We start from the raw sequence: 23,817 nt of genomic DNA on the forward strand, positions 1-23,817 counted from the left end.
GAGCCGGATTCGGGGAGGCAATCTCCCCCAATGAACGGACAACTCCCCATGTCTTGTTCCCCGTCGGGGTCGGAGTGGGTGCAGACAGGTCTTCGAGTTACCTGTGTGTCAGTAGTAGGCTCACGCCGTTTGTTGACGCACAGGTGTGCCCCCCGAACCGGAGGGGTCGAGCTGGGGGAGGCCATGCGCTTTCGCGGGAAGTCCATCCGCCGGAAGATCGTGGCGCTGCTCCTCGTGCCGCTGGTGTCCTTGACCGCGATCTGGGCCTTCGCCACCGTGCTCACGGGGCGTGAGGCCAGCCAACTGTTCAGCGTGTCCGACATCGTAAAGAAGATCGGATACCCGACCGAGGACACCGTCAGGGTCCTCCAGCAGGAACGCCGCCAGACCCTCGTCTACCTGGCCGACCCGCGGGCCTCCGACGGCCTCGCCGCGCTCAAGCGGAGCCGCGCCGCCACGGACCGGAGCGTGGCCCAGGTGCGCAAGAACTCCCGCGACAAGGACGTGCGCGGGGAGATGAACGAGGGCACCACCGAGCGCCTCGCTTCCATCCTCGACGCCGTCGACGGGATCGACTCGCTGCGCCGCAGCGTCGAGGACGGCACCGTCAACCGGTCCCAGGCCCTCGACCTGTACAACCGGCTGATCGACCCCTGCTACGTCCTGATGGCCAACCTTCACGTGGTGGACGACGTGGAGGTGGACAAGGAGGGCCGTGCCCTGGTCAACGTGGCCCGCGCACGCGAACTGCTCTCCCGCGAGGACGCGCTCCTCGGCTCCGCGCTGGTCGCCGGCCACACCACCCGCGACGAGCTGCGCGACATCTCCGACCTCATCGCCCAGCGCACCCTCCTCTACGACATCAGCCTGCCGCTCCTGCCCTCCTCGGAGCGCGAACGCTACGAGCGGTACTGGAAGAACGCCGACACGGCTCCCCTGCGCGTGGCGGAGCAGGCCGTCGTCACCTCCCCGGTGGGCTCACCGAGGGGCGTCACCGCCAAGAGCTGGGACAACGCCGCGGGCCAGGTGCTCGATGACCTGGGCACGCTCGACGACCGGGCCGGCGACCGCTATCAGGACCGCGTCAGGCCCGTGGCCATGGGCGTCATCCTCAAGGCGGTCATCGCCGGCGTGATCGGCCTCATCGCCCTGCTCGTCTCCCTGGTGATGTCCGTACGCATCGGCCGCAGCCTCATCCGCGACCTGCGGCGGCTGCGTCTGGAGGCCCACGAGGCGTCCGGTGTCCGGCTGCCCAGCGTCATGCGCCGCCTCTCCGCGGGCGAAAAGGTCGACGTCGAGACCGAGGTGCCGCGACTCGAGTACGACCGGAACGAGATCGGTGACGTCGGCCAGGCCCTCAACACCCTTCAGCGCGCCGCCGTCGAGGCGGCCGTCAAACAGTCCGAACTGCGCGAAGGTGTCTCCGAGGTGTTCGTCAACCTCGCGCGCCGCAGCCAGGTACTCCTCCACAAGCAGCTCACCCTGCTCGACACCATGGAGCGCAGGACCGAGGACACCGACGAACTGGCCGACCTGTTCCGCCTCGACCACCTGACCACCCGCATGCGCCGGCACGCCGAGGGCCTGGTCATCCTGTCCGGCGCCGCGCCGTCCCGGCAGTGGCGCAAGCCGGTCCAGCTCATGGACATCGTCCGTGCCGCCGTCGCCGAGGTGGAGGACTACGAGCGCATCGAGGTGCGCCGTCTGCCGCGTGTCGCCGTCACGGGACCCGCCGTCGCCGACCTCACCCATCTCGTCGCCGAGCTGCTGGAGAACGCCACGGTGTTCTCGCCCCCGCACACGGCCGTCCATGTTGTCGGCGAGCGCGTCGCCAACGGCTTCACCCTGGAGATCCACGACCGCGGCCTCGGTATGGCCGCCGAGGCGCTGCTCGACGCGAACCTGCGCCTCGCGGAAACCCCCGAGTTCGAGCTCTCCGACACCGACCGGCTCGGACTCTTCGTGGTGAGCCGGCTCGCCCAGCGGCAGAACGTCCGTGTCTCGCTCCAGCCGTCCCCGTACGGCGGTACCACCGCGGTCGTCTTCATCGCCGACGCCCTGCTCACCGACGACGTACCGGACACCAACGGCATCGGCTTCCGGCTCGACCGGACTCTGCCGACCAAGGAGGGCGAGACCGGGGGGAGCCGCACCGCGGCACTCTCCCAGACGCCGGTGCGACTGCCGGGACTGCCCGCCTCGATCCTGGACGGCCCCGTCGAGCTGGAGGCGCCCGTCGAACTCGACGCGATCACCGGGTTCCCGGGCGCGCTCGGCGACGACGACAGTGAACGCGGCGGCCTTTTCCGCCCACGCACCTCCATAGCCGGAGTCCCCGCGGAGCACCACCAACAGGCCCGCGACGGCAGCGACGAGCCCGCACGATCCGAGGACACCGACCGCCCGGGCGCCGGACCGGTTCCCCTGCCACGGCGTCGGACGCCCAAGCTCGTCAGCTCCCACGGCCGCCCCGTCTCCCCGACGCGATCGCGACGGGACGAGACACTGGCCGACGTGTCCGACGACGTGCCCAACGACGTCGAGTCGGCGCAGAACCTGGAGCCTGTACGGGGCCGCAGCACCCCTTCCGGCCAGGAAACGGTGGAGGGCACGGATCGCCCGACGCGCCGTCCGGCGCAGTTCGAGGGCGTCAAGCCGCTGCCCCAGCGGCGCGGTGAGCGTTCCTCGGGTCCCACCCGGCGAGGCGAGGAACGCCCCGGCACCCCCGCCCTGCGTACGGCCCCCGACCCGCGTGAATCCACCGAACCCGGTGCGCCCGCCTTCCGCGATACCCCGCCACTGCCCCAGCGCACCCGCGTCACCGCCGAGCCGACAGGCCCGGACGACACCCTCCCGCGCTCCGACAAGGACACGGGGGAGTCGGGAACGAGCACGACCCCGCTGCCCCGACGGGTCCGACAGGCGAGCCTGGCACCGCAGTTGAAGGACGGACCGGCGCGCCTCGCCGAACGGGACACGGCCCGCGACGGCGCGGGCCCGGACCCCGCCGAGCGGGACGCCGACGAAGTACGCAGCCGGATGGCCTCGCTCCAGCGCGGCTGGCAGCGCGGCCGCGAGGAGAACGCCGTGGGCGACCAGGCCCAGGACGGCTCAGCACGACGAACGACAAAGGGGGACGGTCGATGACCGCACCGAAGGCCGCAGGACCCACCGAGACCAGCAGCCGGACCGGTGATCTGAACTGGCTGCTCGACGAACTCGTCGACCGCGTCGCCAGCATCCGCAAAGCGATCGTGCTCTCCGGCGACGGCCTTCCCACCGGGGCCTCCAAGGACCTCACCCGGGAGGACAGCGAACACCTCGCCGCCGTCGCCTCCGGCTTCCACAGCCTCGCCAAGGGCGTCGGCCGGCACTTCGAGGCGGGCAGCGTCCGACAGACCGTCGTGGAACTCGACGAGGCGTTCCTCTTCGTCACGGCCGCGGGTGACGGCAGTTGCCTCGCCGTCCTCGCCGACGCCGATTCGGACGTGGGCCAGGTCGCCTACGAGATGACGCTCCTCGTCAAGCGGGTCGGCGCACATCTGGCCGCCGCTCCGCGCACCGATCTGACCGCCGGTGGGTAGTGGGATGACATGAGCGGAGACGGTCAGGGAAACGGCCAGGACGCACGCCACTGGTTCGACGACGACGCCGGACCGGTGGTCCGTCCGTACGCCATGACACGCGGTCGCACCACCAGTGCGGGCCAGCACCGCCTCGACCTGATCGCCGTGGTGGTCACGGAACAGCATGCCGACGACCCCGAGGCGGACCATTCGCTGTCCCCGGAACACGTGGACATCGTCGAACTCTGCCGCGACGCGCCCCAGTCCGTCGCCGAACTGGCCGCCGAGCTCGACCTGCCCATCGGCGTGGTGCGAGTGCTCATCGGGGACCTCGTCGCCGACGAAATGGTGCATGTGACACGTCCCGTACCCCCTGCCGACCTGCCCGACGAGAGTATTCTGCGCGACGTGATCAGCGGCCTCCGGGCGCTCTGAGCTGGGCGGAAGCGGGGAACAGACGTGACAGGCTGGCAGTTCTGGGTCGACCGTGGAGGCACCTTCACCGACATCGTCGCGCGGCGCCCCGACGGTCGACTGCTCACGCACAAACTCCTGTCGGACCATCCCACCCAGTACGCCGACGCTGCCGTGGCGGGAGTCCGCGAACTCCTCGGCGCCGACGGTGACACCGAGGCGGCGGGCGCCTCGGTCGACGCCGTCCGCATGGGCACCACCGTCGCCACCAACGCCCTCCTCGAACGCAAGGGCGAGCGCACGCTCCTCGTCACGACCAGGGGATTCCGCGACGCCCTGCGCATCGCCTACCAGAACCGCCCCCGCATCTTCGCGCGGGCCATCGAGCTTCCCGACCTCCTCCACGAACGCGCGGTCGAGGTCGACGAACGGATCGCCGCCGACGGCACCGTCCTGCGCACCCCCGACCTGGACGCACTCGCCGGGCCTCTCCAACAGGCCTACGACGACGGGATCCGCGCCGTCGCCGTCGTCTGCATGCACAGCCACCTGCACCCGGCCCACGAAGAGGCCGTGGGAGCGCTGGCGGCCAGGATCGGCTTCCCGCAGATCTCGCTCTCCAGCGAGGTCAGCCCCCTGATGAAGCTGGTACCGCGCGGCGACACGGCCGTCGTCGACGCCTACCTCTCGCCCGTACTGCGCCGCTACGTCCAGCACGTCGCCGACGAACTGCGCGACGTACGGCTGATGTTCATGCAGTCCAACGGCGGTCTCACCGCGGCCGGCCAGTTCCGCGGCAAGGACGCCATCCTGTCCGGGCCCGCCGGCGGAATCGTCGGCATGGCACGGATGTCGCAGCTGGCAGGCTTCGACCGCGTCATCGGATTCGACATGGGCGGCACCTCCACGGACGTCTCGCACTTCGCCGGCGAGTACGAGCGGGTCTTCACCACCCGCATCGCCGGGGTCCGGCTGCGCGCGCCCATGCTGGACATCCACACCGTGGCCGCCGGCGGGGGCTCCGTGCTCCACTTCGACGGCTCCCGCTACCGCGTGGGCCCGGACTCGGCCGGCGCCGACCCGGGTCCCGCCTGCTACCGGAACGGCGGCCCGCTGACCGTCACCGACGCCAACGTCGCACTCGGCCGCATCCAACCCGGCCATTTCCCCCGCGTGTTCGGCCCCGAGGGGGACCAGCCCCTGGACGAAGCCGTCGTCCGCGACCGCTTCACCACGCTCGCACGGGAGATCCGCCAGGCGACCGGCGACGAACGCACCCCGGAGCAGGTGGCAGAGGGCTTCCTGCAGATCGCCGTCGCCAACATCGCCAACGCCGTCAAGCGGATCTCCGTACAGAAGGGCCACGACGTCACCCGCTACACACTGACCACCTTCGGCGGCGCCGGTGGCCAGCACGCCTGCCGAGTGGCCGACTCCCTCGGCATCCGCACCGTCCTCGTCCCGCCCATGGCCGGTGTCCTCTCCGCACTCGGCATCGGACTCGCCGACACGACCGCCATGCGGGAACAGTCCGTCGAGGCACCCCTGGACGCGGCCTCCATGCCCGGCGTCCTCAAGACGGCCGACGATCTGGAGCGCGCCGCCCGCGCCGAACTCCTCGCCGAGGACATCCCCGAGGACCGTGTCCGGATCACCCGCAGGGCCCAGCTCCGCTACGACGGCACCGATACGGCACTGACCGTCGGACTCACCGAGCCCGACACCATGACCCGCGCCTTCGAGGAACGTCATCGCGCCACCTATTCCTTCACCCTCGACCGTCCGGTCGTCGTCGAAGCCCTCTCCGTGGAAGCCACCGGTCTCACCGAAGCCCCCGATCTCGCCGCCTTCGCTCCCCACGAGGCCGCGCTCGCTTCCGGCCCGGCCGGGCCGGGTTCCGTCAGCCTTCACACGGACGGCGCCTGGCGTGACGTACCGCTGCACCGTCGCGAGCACCTTCCGCCCGGCGAGGGCGTGACCGGACCCGCGATCATCACCGAAGCCGGCGCGACAACCGTCGTCGACGACGGCTGGCGGGCCGCGACGACCGACGACGGGCATCTGATCATGGAACGCGCGGCGGTCACGGAGAGTTCCGACGTGGGTACGGAAGCGGACCCCGTCCTGCTCGAAGTCTTCAACAACCTCTTCATGTCCATCGCGGAACAGATGGGCGCCCGGCTGGAGTCGACCGCCCAGTCCGTCAACATCAAGGAGCGTCTGGACTTCTCCTGCGCCCTCTTCGACCCGGACGGCAACCTGGTCGCCAACGCCCCGCACATCCCCGTCCACCTGGGCTCGATGGGGACCAGCGTGCAGGAGGTCGTCCGGCGGCGCGGCGACAGCATGCGGCCCGGCGACACCTACGCCGTGAACGACCCGTACCACGGCGGCACCCATCTCCCCGACGTCACCGTGATCACCCCGGTGTTCGACACGGAGGGTGACCGCATCCTGTTCTACGTCGCCTCGCGCGGCCACCACGCCGAGATCGGGGGCATCGCCCCCGGCTCCATGCCCGCCGACAGCCGCACCATCGACGAGGAGGGCATCCTCTTCGACAACTGGCTCCTCGCCGAGGACGGCCGCTTCCGTGAGGCGGAGACGCTGGCCCTGCTCACCGCGCTGCCGCACCCCTCGCGCAACCCGGGCACGAACCTCGCCGACCTGCGGGCCCAGATCGCCGCCAACCGGAAGGGCGTCGACGAGGTCGGCCGCATGATCGAGGACTTCGGACTCGATGTGGTGCAGGCGTACATGAAGCACGTACAGGACAACGCCGAAGAAGCGGTACGCCGCGTCATCGCCACCCTCCAGGACGGCGAGTTCGCCTACGAGACCGACTCCGGGGCGGTCATCCGCGTCCGCGTCTCCGTGGACCGCGAGGAGCGAGCCGCCACCGTCGACTTCACCGGTACCTCCGCACAGCTCACCACCAACTTCAACGCGCCCTCCGCCGTGGTCAACGCGGCCGTCCTGTACGTCTTCAGGACCCTCGTGGACGACGACATCCCGCTCAACGAAGGATGCCTGCGCCCGCTGCGGATCCTGGTGCCACCCGGGTCGATGCTCGCCCCCGAGCCGCCGGCCGCCGTCGTCGCCGGCAACGTCGAGACGTCCCAGGCGATCACCGGCGCCCTGTACGCGGCGCTGGGCGTGCAGGCCGAGGGATCCGGCACGATGAACAACGTCACCTTCGGCAACGAGCGACACCAGTACTACGAGACCGTGGCTTCCGGATCGGGCGCGGGGAGCGGCTTCCCGGGCGCCCCCGTCGTACAGACCCACATGACCAACTCACGGCTCACCGACCCCGAGGTCCTGGAGTGGCGACTTCCCGTCCGGCTCGACGAGTTCGCGCTCAGGCGCGGCAGCGGCGGAGCCGGACAGTGGCAGGGCGGCGACGGCGCCGTTCGCCGCATCCGCTTCCGCGAGGCGATGACCGTCTCGACGCTCTCCCAGCACCGCAGGGTTCCGCCCTACGGCATGGCGGGCGGTGAGCCGGGCGCCCTCGGCACCAACCGGGTGGAGCACGCCGACGGCACGGTCACCGATCTCGGCGGAAGCGGATCGGCCGACGTCGGCCCGGACGACGTGCTCGTCATCGAAACCCCCGGCGGCGGAGGCTACGGGCCACCGCCGCGCGACCACCACCAAGCAGGAGAAGAGAACGATGATCTTCGGGCGCACTGAGCGCGGCAAGCCCCCGGTCGAGCCCGTCACGCTCAAGATCCTGGTGGCCGGCGGCTTCGGCGTCGGCAAGACGACCCTTGTCGGCGCGGTCAGCGAGATCAAGCCGCTGCGTACGGAGGAACTCCTCACCGAGGCGGGCCGGCCCGTCGACGACATCAGCGGCGTGGAGGGCAAGAACACCACCACCGTGGCCATGGACTTCGGCCGCATCACCCTCCGCGAGGACCTGGTCCTCTACCTGTTCGGCACCCCGGGCCAGGACCGCTTCTGGTTCCTCTGGGACGAACTCGCCACCGGGGCCCTGGGAGCCGTCGTCCTGGCGGACACCCGCCGTCTGGAGGACTGCTTCGCCGCCGTCGACTACTTCGAGCGGCGTTCCATACCGTTCGTGGTGGGAGTCAACTGCTTCGACGAAGCGGCCCGTTACCCCACCGACTCCGTCCGACAGGCCCTCGACCTCGACCCCGGCGTCCCCGTCGTCCTGTGCGACGCGCGGGACCGGGAGACCGTCAAGGAGGTCCTCATCCGCGTCGTCCAGCACGCGATGGCCCGTGCCGCCGACCGCCGCGAGGCCTTGACCACCTGACACACGCACGGCAACGCCACTCCGCACAGGTACGGCCCGTACCCCCGCCGACAGGGGTACGGGCCGCAGTCGTGCACGCGCGCGTGGTTCAAACGATGCGGCACGCACGCGTGGAGCCCTGTTTCGCGCTGACGCCCCGGAGCCGCTGACGTCGTGCTCAGTCGATCGCGTCGTCGTGCCAGCCGAAGCTCTTCTCCACAGCCTTGCGCCAGTTCTGGTACTCCCGGGCACGAGCCGACGCCTCCATGGAGGGCGTCCACTCGACGTCCTTCTGCCAGTGCGACTTCAACTCGTCGAGATCGCCCCACACACCGGTGGCGAGCCCGGCCGCGTACGCGGCCCCCAGACAGGTCGTCTCGGAGACCTTCGGGCGGATCACCGGCACACCGAGAACATCCGCCTGGTGCTGCATCAGCAGATTGTTCTTCGTCATGCCTCCGTCCACCTTCAGGGTGGTGATCTGCACACCGGAGTCCTGGTACATGGCGTCCACGACCTCGCGCGTCTGCCAGCTGGTGGCCTCCAGCACCGCGCGCGCGAGGTGGGCCTTCGTGACGTACCGCGTGAGCCCGGTGACCACACCCCGCGCGTCGGAGCGCCAGTAAGGCGCGAACAGGCCAGAGAAGGCCGGCACGATGTACGCACCGCCGTTGTCCTCGACGCTCGCCGCCAGGGTCTCGATCTCGTCCGCGTTGCGGATGATGCCGAGCTGGTCGCGGAACCACTGGACGAGTGCGCCCGTGATCGCGATCGACCCTTCCAGGCAGTAGACCGGCGCCTCGGATCCGATCTTGTAACCCATGGTCGTCAGCAGACCGTTCTTCGAGGGAACGGGCCGGTTGCCGGTGTTGAGCAGCAGGAAACTGCCCGTGCCGTAGGTGTTCTTGGCGGTACCGACGTCGTAGCAGGCCTGGCCGAAGATCGCGGCCTGCTGGTCGCCGAGCGCCGATGCCACGGGGACACCGGAGAGCTGGCCCACGGCGGTGCCGTACACCTCGGCGGAGGACCTGATCTCCGGAAGCATCGCTTCGGGGATGTTCATCGCGGAGAGGATCGACGGATCCCACTGGAGTGTCTCCAGGTTCATCAGCATGGTCCGGCCCGCGTTGGTCACGTCGGTGACGTGCTGCCCGCCGTCCGTGCCACCCGTCAGGTTCCAGATGAGCCACGAGTCGATCGTGCCGAAGGCGATCTCTCCGCGCTCGGCCCGCGTGCGCAGGCCGGGGACGTTGTCCAGCAGCCAGGTCGCCTTGGGCCCGGAGAAGTAGCTGGCCAGGGGCAGCCCGGTCTGCTCGCGGAAGCGGTCCTGACCGTCCGTGCCGCCCAGTTCCGTACAGAGCGCCGACGTACGGGTGTCCTGCCAGACGATCGCGTTGTGGACGGGCTTTCCGGTGGCGCGGTCCCACAGGACGGTCGTCTCGCGCTGGTTGGTGATTCCGAGAGCGCTCAACTGGTCGGCGCGCAGCCCGGCCTTGGCGATCGCTCCCGCGACCACCGCCTGGACCTTGGACCAGATCTCGGTGGCGTCGTGCTCCACCCAGCCCGGCTTCGGGAAGATCTGGCGGTGCTCACGCTGGTCGACGGCGACGATCGCGCCGCCCCGGTCGAAGATGATGCAGCGGCTCGACGTGGTGCCCTGGTCGATTGCGGCGACGTATTTCTCGGCGTTGTCCGTCATGGCGTCCCCTTACGTGTTCTTCGTCAGGAGCTGCGTGCGGGTCAGAAGGCTGCGTTGTAGATCAGGGCACCGATGGCGGCACCCGCTATCGGGCCCACGACCGGGATCCAGGAGTAACTCCACTCCGAGGTGCCTTTGTTGGGTATCGGCAGCAGAGCGTGCGTGAGGCGCGGCCCCAGGTCGCGGGCCGGGTTGATGGCGTAGCCGGTGGGCCCGCCGAGCGAGAGGCCGATACCGACGACGAGGAACGAGATGAGCAGGACCGGCAGTCCCGCGTCACCGATGCCCGCGACGTGCTTGCCTCCGCCGGCCAGCGCGAGGATGGGCAGCATCAGCGCGGCGGTGCCGATGATCTCGGTGATCAGGTTCTGCACAGGGTTGTTGATCTCCGGGCGCGTCGAGAAGATCCCCAGCGTCTCGATGGCCGTGTCCTCCTCGGCGTTGAGGTTGAACTGTCCGAGGTAGAGAAGCCAGCAGAGGATCGCTCCGATGATCGCTCCGGCGAACTGACCGAGGATGTAGAAGGGCACGTCCTCCCACTTCGTGGAACCCTCGATCGCGAAGCCGATCGTGACCGCAGGGTTGATCTGGCCGCCCGACAGAGGCGCTGCGGTGTATGCCCCGGCGAGGACGCCGAAGCCCCATCCGAAGGCGATGACGATCCAGCCCGCCCCCTGGGCCTTGGACTTGTTGAGGGTGACAGCGGCGCACACACCCGCGCCGAACAGAATCAGAATGGCGGTGCCGATCAACTCGCCGACAAAGATGTCCCCGTTGGTCATGGCGGCTCCTAGGCCTTCGCCCGGCGCGAACCGCTCCGGGCCACCGATCAGGGTGCGTTTCCCATGGCTACTTCAGCCGAAGGCAGGGAGGTCCCGAGCCCCGCCCGGCGTCCGTGACGAGCGTGCCGTCGTGGCGGAATCGCCCGTGGGGGACGGCCCTGGGTACAGGTCGGAGACTCGAGCGAGGCGGTGCCCGAACACGCTCGAATGCGGCGATGCCGACTGACACCCGGAAGTGTTCACCGGTGCCCTGGGGGCGTCAAGGTCGTGGACGGCAACGGTTCGAAGGGCGCAAAGGGGGGCGTGGCGTTGGACCGGCGGCGGAGCAGCCGCCGCTACCGGGCTGTCCCCCTGCCATCGAACGGCGCCTTGCCGGTGCTCCGTCCGCCCACCCGCACCGCAGAGCACCGCCGTGTTCGCGCGCCCGTGGATCGAGCCACGCCGTGACACGGTCACCCGCGCGTGGACTATCGGTCAGCCGGTCAGGGTCTGCCCGTACGGCTCTCTCGGCGTCGCCTCTGTACCGCGGCGGACCTCACAGCCCGGGCGCCCGGCCCGCCCCACGACCCAGCTCGCCCCGCTCAGCGCCTTCGCGGCTTCCTTGAGGGGCGCCAGACAAGCGGCGGCCTGCCGGTGGTCGCTCACGCTGCCGGGGACGCACAGCACCGTTGCCAGCGACAGGGTGACGACACGGCCGCCGGCCGCCCAGGGGGTGTCGAGCACAGAGTTCGCCAGTGGGTCGAGCCTGTCCGGATCGGTGAGGACCAGGAAGTCGTCGCCGCCGATGTGTCCGACGCGCGTGGCCTCGGACGCGGCGACCTGCAACGCCCGTCCCACCGACCGGATCAGCTCGTCGCCCGCCGCGAACCCGGCGCCATCGTTGACCTGCTTGAAGTGATCGATGTCCAGCCAACTCAGTGCGAACATCCGTCCGGCCGCGATCCGACGGTCCACCTCTCCGGTGATCGCGTCCGAACCGGGCAGCCTGGTCAGCGGGTTGAGGCCCGCCGCTTCTTCGACCCGGCTCTCGGACAGCGCGCGTACGAGATCCGCGAGGCGTACGACGCCCACGCACCGCCCGTAACGGTCGACGACCGCGACGTCGTCGGACGTACGGTCCCGGTCCCCGTCCGCGACGACGTCGAGCACCTCCCAGGCCGTGGCGTCCGCGCCGACCGTACGCGGTGGATCACCGAGCCGAGCGGCCGGCCGGTCGGCGTACAGCGCGTGCCCGTAACGCCCGGACATCGACAGCAGGAACCGTGACCGGTGCACCGACCGGAGCGGAATCCCGGACGGGTCCACCAGCAGGACCCCGGACACTTCGGGCGACCCCGTGAGCAGCGCCCGTACCTGACTCGCGGACGCGGTGGCGGGGAGCAGTGCGGCCGGACGTACGAACTGTCGTACGGACGGCCCGGTCCGGGGCGCCGTACCGGCACTCTGGGACAGCGCTGGAACGTATACGTCCGCCGAAGGAAGCCGCGAGGGCGGTGCGAACAGCTGGCCCTGTGCGAGCTGCGCGCCCGCCGACACCGCGGCGGCGCACTGGAGTTCCGTCTCGACGCCCTCCACGGACAGGAGGGCGCCCAGTTGCTCGCAGAGGGTCCGCATCGCGCGCACCGCGGCGGGCCGCGACAGCAGGGACACGTCGAGCTTCATCAGCTCCGGCGCCAGGTCCGTCAGCAGTCGCAGGGGTACGTCACCGTCGCCCACACCGTCCGCGCAGATACGGAAGCCCTCGGCGCGCACCGCGGCCACCGCGTCCAACAGGGCGCGCTGCGGCACGTGCGTGTACGGCGGGCCCACGTCGACCGTGACCTCCCAGGGGAGTCGTCCGGCCGTGCGCACCTCGTGCAGCAGCGCCGAGAGCCGTCCGAGATCCGCGAGGGTCCCGGCGAACACGTTGACGTGGAGGGGAAGCAGGGTCTCTCTGCGCGCCGCGGCCCGGATCGCCAACGCGGCCAGGCGTCCGTCGAGTTCGGGGTCGCGACGGGCCTGCGCCAGGATGTCGCCGGACTCCGGGCGGGCGAGGATCTCCAGCGCCGCGACCCCTCCGGTCGTCAGGTTGACGACCGGCTGAAAGGCGAAGCGGACAGTGTCCGTCCAGGAGGGCACAGCAGCATGATGTCGTCGGCGGCGCACGCCGGTGGGCGATTCATGAGGTGTTCACGCAGGATTCCGGGCTCGTCACAGTGTGTACGTGATGGCGCCCCGGACACCCGTTCGCAGGGGACAGGGGACAGGGGACAGGGGAGCCGCGGACCGGGCCCTCGCTGCCGAGTCCCGGACACGGGTGCGGGGCCTACCGAATCGCCACCACCGACGAGCCGTGGCCGAACAGTCCCTGGTTCGCGGTGATCCCGACCCGTGCCCCGGCGACCTGCCGGTCGCCCGCGCTGCCTCGCAACTGCCATGTCAGCTCACACACCTGAGCGATGGCCTGTGCCGGAACGGCCTCGCCGAAGGAGGCGAGCCCGCCGCTCACGTTCACGGGTATGCGTCCGCCGAGCGTCGTGGCGCCCTCTCTGAGTAGCTTGGCGCCCTCGCCCTCGGCGCAGAGCCCGAGGTCCTCGTACCACTGCAACTCCAGGGCGGTCGACAGGTCGTAGACCTCGGCGAGAGAGAGATCCTCGGGGCCGATGCCCGCCTCCTCGTAGGCCGCGCGCGCGATCGACGCGCGGAAGGTGTCGGCCGGGGGCTCCACGGCGACGGCGGAGTCCGTGGCGATGTCCGGCAGATCCAGCACGGTGTTGGGATAGCGGGGCGTGACCGTGGACACCGCGCGGATACGTACCGGCGCCGACGCGCCGTGCCGGCGCGCGAACTCCATGCTGGACAGCACCACGGCCGCGCCGCCGTCCGAGGTCGCGCAGATGTCGAGGAGCCGCAGCGGATCGGCCACCACGGCGGACCCGGCGACCTCCTCGGACGTGACGCGCTTGCGGTAGCGCGCGTTCGGGTTGAGAGCCCCCAGAGCCGCGTTCTTCACCTTGACCTGGGCGAAGTCGTCCAGCGTGTCGCCGTGCAGGAACATCCGGCGCCGAGCGTACAGCCCGAAGTACGTCGGGTTGGTCGCCCCGAGGGCACGGAACCGCAGCCAGTCCGGATCATCGGGCCGGTCCCCGCCCGCGGGGCGGAAGAACCCCTTGGGTGCCGCGTCCGCGCCCACCACCAGCACCACGTCCGCCAGGCCCGAGAGGATCTGGGCCCGTGCCGTGCCGAGAGCCTGCGCGCCGGACGCGCACGCCGCGTACACGCTCGCCACGCGGGCCCCCTGCCATCCCAGGGCCTTCGCGAACGTCGCACCCGCCACATACCCGGGATAGCCGCCGCGGACGGTGTCGGCCCCCACGATCGAACCGACGTCGCGCCAGTCGATCGCCGCGTCCGCCAACGCCGCCCGCGCGGCAGCGACTCCGTACTCGACGAACCCGCGCCCCCATTTGCCCCACGGGTGCATTCCGGCGCCCAGCACCGCCACCTCGCCCGTCACGGCGCCACCCCCGATCGCCCTGTGTACCTCACAGCGTCACCTCCGTCGGCCGCCAGTGCCACGTCGTCCAGGTCGTCTCCGCGTCCTCGTTCAGCACGCCGGGGACGACCTCCACCTCCATGCCCACCGTCAGGTCGGCGACGGTGATCCCGGGAGCCGCCTGGCCGAGGACCACGAGGCGCTCGGATTCCAGCTCCACAGCGATCAACGCGTAGGGGCTCCATGGGAGTTCCGGATCGGTCACATAGGGTGACGGGGGCCGGTATCGACTGTCGGTGTACGACCAGACGCGGCCACGGGGAGACAGCGGCACCTCGACGAGTTCGCCGCCCGGGCAGCCCGGGTTGCGGCAGAAAGCGTCCTGGCGAGGGAAGAACACCGAGGTGCACGCGGAGCAGCGCGTACCCAGCAGGCGGAAATCGTTCCCCTCACCGGTGAACCACCCGGCGACCACAGGTGTGCGCGTGCGTGACAAAGTCCCTCCCCGACGTCAATCTGACGGAACGTCAGAAGTGTGGCACGGGCGGCGGGAATTGGGCAGGGCGCCGGGTGAACCATGGGGGCCCCTCGGGCGTCGGAGTACCTGTGGGGGCGGCCGGGGCCCACGGGGGTGGTTCCGGCCGCCCCCACCCGGACCACTTCGAAGACGTGTGTTCGGTGATCCGCTACAGTCCGCGTCGTGTCCGAGACCCCGCACCCGCCCGCCGATTTCCCGCCCGGCTCGCACTGTTCGAGCTGTGGTGCCCCCTACGGAGACGGCGTCTCCGACTGGCCCCGCACCTGCCACTCCTGCGGCACGGTGGCTTACCGCAACCCGTTGCCCGTCGCCGTTGCCCTGCAGCCCGCCTACGACGACAAGGGCGCCGCACTGGTCGTCATCACCCGGACCATCACTCCCGCGCGCGGGGGCATCGCCCTGCCGGGAGGGTTCATCGACCACCGGGAGGACTGGCGGCACGCCGTCGTGCGCGAACTCAAGGAGGAGACGGGCATCGACGCGGCTGCCAGAGACGTCCGGCTCGCCGGCGCCATGAGCTCACCGGCAGGCCATCTCCTGCTCTTCGGGCTCCTCCCCGAACGCCCCGCCGTTGAGCTGCCGCCCTCCGCCGCTACAGACGAGACCGAGGGCTGGCACCTGCTGCGCCGACCGACCGAACTGGCCTTCCCGCTGCACACCCTGGCGGCCCGGGCCTGGTTCGAAGGGCGGTACATCTGAGGGTCAGCCCGCCCCGAGCCCCCGTATCCGCACCGGATACGAGGGCTCGCTGAGACCCCCCTTGCCATCGGCTCCGCGCACCACCACCTCGCCCCCGTCCCAGCGGGTCACGAAGCGCTCGATCTCCGGTTCCTCCCACCCGTCACCCGCGTCCGGCACGAACAGCCCGCTGCCGCCACGCCCGCGTGCGGGAGCCCACGCCTCCAGCTCCAGCCCGCCGTCGGCAGCCCGCACGGGAACGACGGAGCCGGCCCTCGCCAGCACCGGAATCCGTGACAGGGGAGCGTCGATCAGTACCTGCCCGGGCCCCTCGTACGCCTTCCCGGTCGCCGTGTCGTACCAGCGCCCGCGCGGCAGCTGCACCGCCCGCCGATCCGCCCCGTGGTCCAGGACCGGGGCCACGAGGAGGCAGTCGCCGAGCAGGAAGGCGTCCTCGCAGCCGCGCAGCGCCCGGTCCTCCGGCGCGTCCCACCACAGCGGTCGGACGTACGGCGCACCCGTGCGGCGTGCCAGGTGCGCCAGCGTCACGAAGTACGGGAGCAGGCGCCGCCGTTCGAGGAGCGCCACGCGCGCGTGCTCCAGCACCTCGTCACCGAACTCCCAGGGCTCCCTTCGCCCCGCGCGCAGACTCGCGTGCGTGCGGAACAGCGGGAGGTAGGCGCCGAGCTGGAACCACCGCAGGTAGAGCTCCGCCGACGGGCTGCCGTCGAATCCGCCCACGTCGGGCCCCGAGTAGGGCACCCCGCACAACCCGAGCCCCATCACCAGAGACAGCGACGCCCGCAGCCCCGGCCAACCGGTGGCCACGTCCCCGGACCAGGTCCCTCCGTAACGCTGCATGCCGGCCCAGCCCGAGCGCGAGAACAGGAACGGCCGCTCCTGGGGGACGAGTTCACGAACCCCCTCGTAGCCCGCCCGGGCCATACCCAGCGCGTACACGTTGTGCGCCTCACGGTGGTCGCCGCCCCGCCCCTCCAGGGAATGCCGCGCCGAACGCGGCAGCGTCGACTCCCCGAAGGCCGTGAACGACGTCGGCTCGTTCATGTCGTGCCAGAAGCCGGCGAAGCCCTGTTCCAGCCTCTCCTCGTAAAGTCCGCCCCACCAGGCACGCGTGCCCGCGCGCGTGAAGTCCGGATAGACGGACTCACCGGGCCACACGACCCCCCGCACGACGTGCCCCGCGGCATCGCGGACGAAGGCGTCCTCCACGACACCACTGTCGAACACGGCGTCGCCCGCCTCGGCCTTGACCGCCGCGTCGATGATCGACACCAGCCGGATCCCGTCCCGGCGCAGTTCCTCGGCCAACACGGGAAGCTTCGGGAACCGCTCGCGGTCGACCGTGAACACCCGGTGTGCGTCGTAGTGGTCGATGTCCAGGTGGACGGCGTCCAGCGGCAGACCGCGCTCCTGGTATCCCGTGACGATCCGGCGCACCTCCTGCTCACTGCCGAAACCCCACCGGGCGTGATGGTGCCCCAGCGCCCACGCCGGCGGCAGCGCGGCGGCCCCCGTCAGTGACGCCCAGGCGGTCAGCACGCGCGCGGGGGAGCCCACCATCACCCAGCAGCGCAACGGACCGCCGTCCATCCGCAGCTCGCACGAACCGGCCCGGTCGTGTCCGGAGCCGGCGCCCTCCTCGCCCTCGCGCAGGGACACCGTTCCGTCCCAGGTGGTGTCGTGGAACACCAGATGCGTGGCCGCGTCCGCGACGACCATCTGCACGGGCATGGTGATGTACAGCGGATCGTCACCCGGCCCGAAGGCCCGCCCGGGGTCCGTGTTCCACAGCCGGTACCTGCCGTCGCGCAGACGTGGTCCGCCGGTCCGCCCGCCCAGGCCGAAGAACCGGGCGTCGGCCGCCACTTCGGAGCGCTGCATCCAACGGGCCGCGCCACCATCGACAGGCTCCCACCAGCGAGGTGGCAGATCGCGCCGCAGGATCACCCCGCCAGGGGTACGCACCTCGACCGCGCCGTGCCGCGAGACGACGACCGTGACCCGCTCGGCGACGACCCGCCACCCCCCGTCCTTGTCGGGCTCGAGGACCGCCCGCGGGTCCGGCTCGGGACAGGGGCCCGCGAGCGCGTACGACGGCTCGGGACCGGCCCCGTCCCAACCCCAGAACACCGCACCGCTCACCGCCACGGTGATCCGCAGCTCGGACCGGGTGAAACGGACGACTCCGCCGCCGGGCCCCGGCTCCACACCGAGCACCGGCCCGGGCACCCGGGCCCGCTCGGCGCCCCGCTGCGGCAGCCCGGTGGCATCGGCACGCCTCCTGCGCCACGCGGCCCGCACCGTGCGCAACCCCTGCGTGGCGCCCCCCGAGCCGACCGCTTTCACCGAACGCACCAGGTCACGACCGTCCATGCTGCTCACCCTGCCACTACCGGCGCCATGCGAGTGGTTCGTTCAACTGCCGTTCACCCGTGGCGACGCCACATCTTCACGTCGCCGACCATGTGTGGCGCGCCCTGGTGCAGAAGTCGATCACATGGCATCGTCCGTGTCAGCCGCGTGACGCGCACACCCCTGCCCGTGCGCGACCGACGCCCACGAAGCGCACAGTCCGGGAGCCGCCCCATGTCCACCGCGAACCCCTCACCGCTCTGGCGGCCCACCGACGAGGTCGTCGCCCAGGCACAGGTCACGAAGTTCCAGGCCTGGGCGGCCGAGGAGCACGGAGCCCCGTCCGACGGCGGCTACGCGGCCCTACACCGCTGGTCCGTGGACGAGCTGGACACCTTCTGGAAAGCCGTCACGGAATGGTTCGACGTGCGGTTCCCGACCCCCTACGCGCGCGTGCTCGGCGACCGGTCCATGCCCGGTGCGCAATGGTTCCCCGGAGCGACCGTCAACTACGCGGAGCACGCGCTGCGCGCCGCCGAGACCCGTGCGGACGAACCGGCCCTCCTGTATGTGGACGAGACGCACGAAGCCGTCCCGGTGACGTGGTCCGACCTGCGCCGACAGGTCGGCTCACTGGCCGCCGAACTGCGAGCCCTGGGCGTACGACCGGGAGACCGTGTCAGCGGCTACGTACCGAACATCCCCCAGGCCGTCGTCGCCCTCCTAGCCACCGCCGCGGTGGGCGGCGTCTGGACGTCCTGCGCGCCCGACTTCGGAGCCCGCAGCGTCCTCGATCGGTTCCAGCAGATCGAACCCGTCGTCCTGTTCACCGTCGACGGCTACCGCTACGGCGGCAAGGAACACGACCGCCGCGACGTGGTCGCCGAGCTGCGCCGGGAGCTGCCCACGCTGCGGGCCGTCGTCCACATCCCCCTGCTGGGCACCGACGCTCCCGAGGGCGCCCTGGAATGGAGCTCCCTCACCTCCGCCGATGTCGAGCCCGTGTTCGAAGAGGTCCCCTTCGACCACCCCCTGTGGGTGCTCTACTCCTCCGGCACGACCGGTCTCCCCAAAGCCATCGTCCAGTCCCAGGGCGGCATCCTCGTCGAGCACCTCAAACAGCTCGGCCTGCACTGCGACCTCGGCCCCGAGGACCGCTTCTTCTGGTACACGTCCACCGGCTGGATGATGTGGAACTTCCTCGTCTCGGGCCTGCTCACGGGGACCACGATCGTCCTGTACGACGGCAGCCCCGGGTACCCCGACACGGGCGCCCAGTGGCGCATCGCCGAACGCACCGGAGCGACCCTCTACGGCACGTCCGCCGCCTACGTCATGGCGTGCCGCAAGGCGGGCGTCCACCCTTCCCGCGACTTCGACCTCACCCGCGTGCGGTGCGTCGCCACCACCGGCTCACCCCTGCCACCCGACGGGTTCCGCTGGCTGCACGACGAGGTACGCGACGATCTCTGGATCGCCTCAGTCAGCGGCGGCACCGACGTCTGCTCCTGCTTCGCGGGAGCCGTCCCCACGCTCCCCGTGTACATCGGCGAACTCCAGGCCCCGGGCCTCGGCACCGACCTGCAGTCCTGGGACCCGAGCGGGAAGCCCCTCATCGACGAGGTCGGCGAACTCGTCGTCACCAACCCGATGCCCTCGATGCCTATCCGCTTCTGGAACGACCCCGACGGCAGCCGCTACCACGACAGCTACTTCGACACGTTTCCCGGAGTGTGGCGACACGGCGACTGGATCACCGTCACGTCACGGGGCTCGGTCGTCATCCACGGCCGCTCCGACTCGACGCTCAACCGGCAGGGCGTCCGCATGGGTTCGGCCGACATCTACGAAGCCGTCGAGCGGCTCCCCGAGATCAGGGAATCCCTCGTCATCGGCGTCGAACAGCCCGACGGCGGCTACTGGATGCCCCTGTTCGTGCACCTCGCTCCGGGAGCCGTCCTCGACGAGGCACTCCTGGACCGCATCAAGCGGACCATCCGCGAACAGCTCTCCCCGCGCCATGTCCCCGACGAGGTCATCGAGGTGCCCGGCGTGCCCCACACCCTGACCGGCAAGCGCATCGAGGTACCGGTCAAACGTCTGCTCCAGGGCGCCCCCATGGAAAAGGCGGTCAACGTCGGCTCCGTGGACAACGTCGAACTCCTGCACTTCTACGAGAAACTGGCCCGCGAACGCGGCTGATCAGCCCCTGCAGGCGGCCCCGGACCTCGTCGAGCAATCCGCCGAAGTCCCGGGCCGACCACGCCTCGGCCTCCACCTCGGACCACTGGCCGTCACGGCACCCTCCGCCAGGGTCCTGCCCGGCTGGAGACTCTTCCGCTCGAAAAGCCCTCTGACCTGCCGTCTCCGTGCGTGAGTAGCTCTCCCAACCCGCGTTGTCAGTGCCGTCGATTACTGTGAGTGAGCATTGATCGACCGTGCACTGGGGGAGAAATGGCAGACATCCGGCACCAGACCCTGCGACGAGTCCTGCGCCGCGAGATCGCGGGCACCATCGGCGTCCTGACCGACGAACAGGACTTCCGCACGATGCGGAGCTATCGCAGCTTCGCCTTCGACGATCACACCACCTATCTCCAACAGGTGGAATCCCTGTTGCGGAGCCTCGCGGCACAGGGCAGCCACACCACGGTGGCACTCTTCGACCCAGTGGAGTACGCCGAGTACTGCGCGGAGAGCGGCCTGGAACCCGACACCCCGGCCAGCCGTACCCGCTTCACCGCGCACCTGGCCGCGACCGGCCCCACCGTCCCCTACGACGGACAGCCCCTGGCCGAGCTCGTCCCGGACCTCGTCGACGAAGCCGTCCGCCAGGCCACCTGGGAGTACGCGACCACACTCCTGGCCCGCATCGGCACCTGCGCCACCTGCGGAGAGGACATCGGTCGCGCCTCCTTCATCCGCGCCGCCCACCTGCTCACCCGCGCCGTCGACACCGCCGGCCCCGGCAGCCTCCATCTGGTCTGCAGCGTCTCGACGGCACCCGACACACTCGTCGCGGTCCTCCGTGTGGACGAGCGCACCGACGACGCGATTCGGCTCGACGAATCCGAAGCCCTCGAATTCACCACCGTGCTCGCCCTCGGCATCGCCACCCGGAGCGCCGGCGGACTCGTCATGCGCACCACCACCCCCGGCGCCATCGACCGCGTCTACGGATGGCGCCTGCGCGGCGAGAACCTCGAACCCCTCACGGCCTCCGAAGTGTTCGACGCCTACTGCACCGACATCGAGTCCGGCGACCTGGTCTCCCCGGAATCGGGCGTCGACTACGGCACACCTCCCGACCTCGGCGACACCGGAAAGGGGACGCACCACCCTCACTGAACGCTGAAGGGGCGCCCCATCCGCCGATGGAGCGCCCCTCATCCCGCTTCTTCCGCCGACCGCGACCGTGCGGTCGGCCTCGGAGCTGCGGCTATTCGCCGGACAGCACCGCCTGCGCGGCACTGCGCGCCTCTTCCGCCGTGTCCGCGGCACGTGCGGCCGCGGCCGCACGCTCGCACTGGGCCAGCGTGTACTTCGCCAGCGCCGACCGCACGTAGGGAATCGACGCGGCACCCATCGACAAGGAGGTGACACCCAGACCGGTCAGCACACACGCGAGCAGCGGATCCGACGCCGCCTCACCGCAGACACCACAGCTCTTGCCCTCGGCCTTCGCCGCATCCGCGGACAGCGCGACCAGGTCGAGCAGTGCAGGCTGCCACGGATCCTGCAGACGGGACACAGCACCCACCTGCCGGTCGGCGGCGAACGTGTACTGCGCGAGGTCATTGGTGCCGAGCGACAGGAACTCGACCTCCTGAAGGACCGAGCGAGCCCGCAGCGCGGCGGACGGAATCTCCACCATCGCGCCGAACTTCGCCTGCAGCCCGGCCGCCCGGCACGCGTCCGCGAACGCCTTGGCGTCCGTGCGGTCCGCGACCATGGGAGCCATCACCTCGAGATAGACCGGCAGCCCCTCCGAAGCCTTCGCGAGGGCGGTGAGCTGCGTACGCAGCACATCGGGGTGATCCAGCAGCGAACGAAGGCCCCGCACACCAAGGGCGGGGTTCGGCTCGTCCGCCGGAGTCAGGAACTCCAGCGGCTTGTCCGCACCGGCGTCGAGCACGCGCACCACGACCCGGCCCTCCGGGAAGGCCTCGAGGACCTGCCGGTACGCCTCGACCTGCTTCTCCTCGGACGGCGCGTTCTCGCTGTCGTCGAGGAAGAGGAACTCGGTGCGGAACAGACCCACGCCCTCGGCGCCGGCCTCCAGCGCGGCCGGTAGGTCCGCGGGGCCGCCGATGTTGGCCAGCAGCGGCACCTTGTGCCCGTCGGAAGTGGCACCCGGACCCGTCGAAGCCGTCAGCGCCGCCTTGCGCTCGGCCGCGGAGGACTCCAGCTGCGCCTTCTTCTCGGCGGTCGGCTCCACGAAAATCTCGCCGGTGCTGCCGTCGACGGCCACCACGGTGCCTTCGGCAAGCTCACCGGCCCCGGGAAGAGCGACAACGGCCGGCACACCGAGCGCCCGCGCGAGGATCGCGCTGTGGCTGGTCGGGCCGCCCTCCTCGGTGACGAATCCGAGGACGAGAGTCGGGTCCAGCAGCGCCGTGTCGGCGGGCGCGAGGTCACGCGCGATGAGGACGTACGGCTCGTCACTGTCCGGGACACCCGGCATCGGCACGCCGAGGAGGCGCGCAACAATGCGGTTCCGTACGTCATCGAGGTCGGCCACGCGTCCGGCGAGGTACTCACCGGCTCCCGCGAGCAGCGCCCGGTACGCGGCGAACGCGTCGTAGACCGCACGCTCGGCCGTGCTGCCGACGGCGACGCGCCGTTCGACATCGGCCATCAGCTCAGGGTCCAGGGCCATCATGGCCTGGGCCTCGAGCACTGCCTGGGCTTCGCCCCCCGCCAGATTGCCGCGCGCAATCAGGTCGGCTGCCACAGCCTCCACGGCCTTGCGGGCACGCCCCTGTTCGCGCTCCGCGTCCTCCGCAGGGATCTGCTTGGCCGGCGGTTCGAGAACCGCCGTCCCCATGTGCCGAACCTCGCCGATCGCCACACCGTGGCTCACGCCGACGCCTCGCAGCGTTGTCTCCATCTCACCCGTCTCCGATAGTGCGGCGGATCCCGCCGCCGCGATGGTTGTCTAACGTGCCGTCCAGGACAGCGCTGATGTCACTGCCAGCCGAAGAGCTCGTCGCCGGCCTTCACATCGCCGTCCTCGCGGACGTCGGAGAGGGAATCGGCCGCGGCCTCGAGAGCCACGATCGGGCACACCGGAGACTTGCCGGCGGCCTCTACGGCGGCCGGGTTCCACCGGACGACGGCCTGGCCGCGCGTCACGGTGTCCCCTTTGTTGACGAGCAGCTCGAAGCCCTCGCCATTGAGCTGCACGGTGTCGATGCCCAGGTGGGTAAGGACTCCGTGGCCCTCACCGTCGACGACGACGAAGGCGTGAGGGTGGAGAGAGACGATCACTCCGTCTACGGGGGCGACAGCCTCCGAGGGCTCACGCACCGGGTCGATCGCCGTGCCGGGGCCGACCATCGCCCCGGAGAACACGGGGTCCGGTACTGCTGCGAGTCCGATGGCGCGTCCTGCAAGAGGGGACGTCACGGTGGTCATGGGAAGCCTCCCAGGGGTGGAGATTTATATGGGCCGTCACTGCCTGTACCGGACGGCGCACTGTTTCAGCAGGGTATGTCATATGAAGTGCCGGTTCCGCATGAGAGGTCCCGGTTGGCGGCCGTAGAGCACAGGCGAAACGATTTGCGCCCGCTCCCGGCCCCCGTGTACTGTCGTACCCCTGCTTGAGGCTGAGCGGCGTCACCAAGCGTCGTTGCCTGGCAGCACCCAACTTGTCAGATCCTATCTCGGGGTCTCGTTCTGCATGCTTGCGGGACGGTGGTCAGAGAGACAGGAAATCGCTGATAGAGTCGGACTCGCCGGAAAGGGAAACGCGAAAGCGAAAACCTGGAAAGCGCCGAGGAAATCGGATACGGAAACGGTCTGATAGAGTCGG

At 70.5% G+C, this 23,817-nt stretch carries 16 protein-coding genes; 8 read left to right on the forward strand and 8 right to left on the reverse strand.

All coding sequences use genetic code 11. From position 1 onward, the window contains the following. Positions 1-183 precede the first annotated feature (183 nt). From ACIRQH_RS21145 to ACIRQH_RS21165, 5 genes are read left to right on the forward strand one after another with little or no spacing between them, the layout of a single operon-like run. Positions 184-3,147: a nitrate- and nitrite sensing domain-containing protein gene (locus ACIRQH_RS21145; RefSeq protein ID WP_404226787.1), complete on the forward strand. Its 2,964-nt coding sequence runs from the start codon at positions 184-186 to the stop codon at positions 3,145-3,147. Then, complete coding sequence (locus ACIRQH_RS21150; protein WP_358821037.1) at positions 3,144-3,584, forward strand: roadblock/LC7 domain-containing protein; 441 nt, start codon at positions 3,144-3,146, stop codon at positions 3,582-3,584. The genes ACIRQH_RS21145 and ACIRQH_RS21150 overlap by 4 nt, the downstream gene beginning before the upstream one ends. A gap of 9 nt (positions 3,585-3,593) precedes the next feature. Continuing rightward, complete coding sequence (locus ACIRQH_RS21155) at positions 3,594-4,001, forward strand: DUF742 domain-containing protein (protein WP_388876220.1); 408 nt, start codon at positions 3,594-3,596, stop codon at positions 3,999-4,001. 24 nt (positions 4,002-4,025) lie between these two features. Further along, positions 4,026-7,673 carry a hydantoinase B/oxoprolinase family protein gene (locus tag ACIRQH_RS21160; RefSeq protein WP_404226788.1) on the forward strand — a complete coding sequence of 1,216 codons (3,648 nt, stop codon included), beginning with the start codon at positions 4,026-4,028 and terminating at the stop codon, positions 7,671-7,673. Then, positions 7,654-8,259, forward strand: a complete 606-nt coding sequence (locus ACIRQH_RS21165; protein ID WP_388876214.1) for an ATP/GTP-binding protein — start codon at positions 7,654-7,656, stop codon at positions 8,257-8,259. Before ACIRQH_RS21160 ends, ACIRQH_RS21165 begins: the two co-directional genes overlap by 20 nt. A 157-nt stretch (positions 8,260-8,416) precedes the next feature. Here ACIRQH_RS21165 and glpK read toward each other — a convergent pair whose 3' ends face one another. The 5 genes from glpK to ACIRQH_RS21190 form a co-directional block, all read right to left on the reverse strand. Next, the gene (glpK, locus tag ACIRQH_RS21170) at positions 8,417-9,937 is read right to left on the reverse strand and encodes a glycerol kinase GlpK (RefSeq protein WP_404226789.1); all 1,521 of its coding nucleotides are present in this window, start codon (positions 9,935-9,937) and stop codon (positions 8,417-8,419) included. Positions 9,938-9,978: 41 nt separating this feature from the next. Beyond that, entirely contained in the window at positions 9,979-10,719 is a 741-nt protein-coding gene (locus ACIRQH_RS21175) for an MIP/aquaporin family protein (RefSeq protein WP_358821041.1), read from the reverse strand. Positions 10,720-11,193: 474 nt separating this feature from the next. Beyond that, positions 11,194-12,837, reverse strand: coding sequence for an EAL domain-containing protein (locus ACIRQH_RS21180; protein WP_388930476.1), 1,644 nt, complete (start codon positions 12,835-12,837; stop codon positions 11,194-11,196). A 187-nt stretch (positions 12,838-13,024) separates the two neighbouring features. Beyond that, positions 13,025-14,215, reverse strand: a complete 1,191-nt coding sequence (locus ACIRQH_RS21185; RefSeq protein ID WP_358821043.1) for a lipid-transfer protein — start codon at positions 14,213-14,215, stop codon at positions 13,025-13,027. 28 nt (positions 14,216-14,243) lie between these two features. Continuing rightward, positions 14,244-14,669: a zinc ribbon domain-containing protein gene (locus ACIRQH_RS21190; RefSeq protein ID WP_358821052.1), complete on the reverse strand. Its 426-nt coding sequence runs from the start codon at positions 14,667-14,669 to the stop codon at positions 14,244-14,246. Between the two features lie 225 nt (positions 14,670-14,894). Here ACIRQH_RS21190 and ACIRQH_RS21195 point away from each other — a divergent pair, with 225 nt between their 5' ends. Next, a complete protein-coding gene (locus ACIRQH_RS21195) occupies positions 14,895-15,431 on the forward strand; it encodes an NUDIX domain-containing protein (protein ID WP_388876199.1) in 537 nt (178 codons plus the stop codon). A 3-nt stretch (positions 15,432-15,434) separates the two neighbouring features. Here the strand turns inward: ACIRQH_RS21195 and ACIRQH_RS21200 are convergent, their stop codons facing one another. Next, on the reverse strand, positions 15,435-17,804 hold the full coding sequence (locus ACIRQH_RS21200; protein ID WP_388930479.1) for a TIM-barrel domain-containing protein: 2,370 nt from the start codon (positions 17,802-17,804) through the stop codon (positions 15,435-15,437). A 213-nt stretch (positions 17,805-18,017) separates the two neighbouring features. On the opposite strand from ACIRQH_RS21200, the gene ACIRQH_RS21205 reads away from it, so the two are divergent. Beyond that, positions 18,018-19,985 carry an acetoacetate--CoA ligase gene (locus ACIRQH_RS21205; RefSeq protein WP_404226790.1) on the forward strand — a complete coding sequence of 656 codons (1,968 nt, stop codon included), beginning with the start codon at positions 18,018-18,020 and terminating at the stop codon, positions 19,983-19,985. A gap of 252 nt (positions 19,986-20,237) precedes the next feature. Beyond that, a complete protein-coding gene (locus tag ACIRQH_RS21210) occupies positions 20,238-21,131 on the forward strand; it encodes a hypothetical protein (protein WP_358821047.1) in 894 nt (297 codons plus the stop codon). A 91-nt stretch (positions 21,132-21,222) separates the two neighbouring features. Here the strand turns inward: ACIRQH_RS21210 and ptsP are convergent, their stop codons facing one another. Further along, positions 21,223-22,893, reverse strand: coding sequence for a phosphoenolpyruvate--protein phosphotransferase (ptsP, locus tag ACIRQH_RS21215; RefSeq protein ID WP_388876190.1), 1,671 nt, complete (start codon positions 22,891-22,893; stop codon positions 21,223-21,225). Between the two features lie 77 nt (positions 22,894-22,970). After that, a complete protein-coding gene (locus ACIRQH_RS21220; protein WP_358821049.1) occupies positions 22,971-23,420 on the reverse strand; it encodes a PTS glucose transporter subunit IIA in 450 nt (149 codons plus the stop codon). Positions 23,421-23,817 lie beyond the last annotated feature (397 nt).

Source organism: Streptomyces sp. NPDC102279 (assembly GCF_044766365.1).
In the GTDB taxonomy this organism is placed as follows: domain Bacteria; phylum Actinomycetota; class Actinomycetes; order Streptomycetales; family Streptomycetaceae; genus Streptomyces.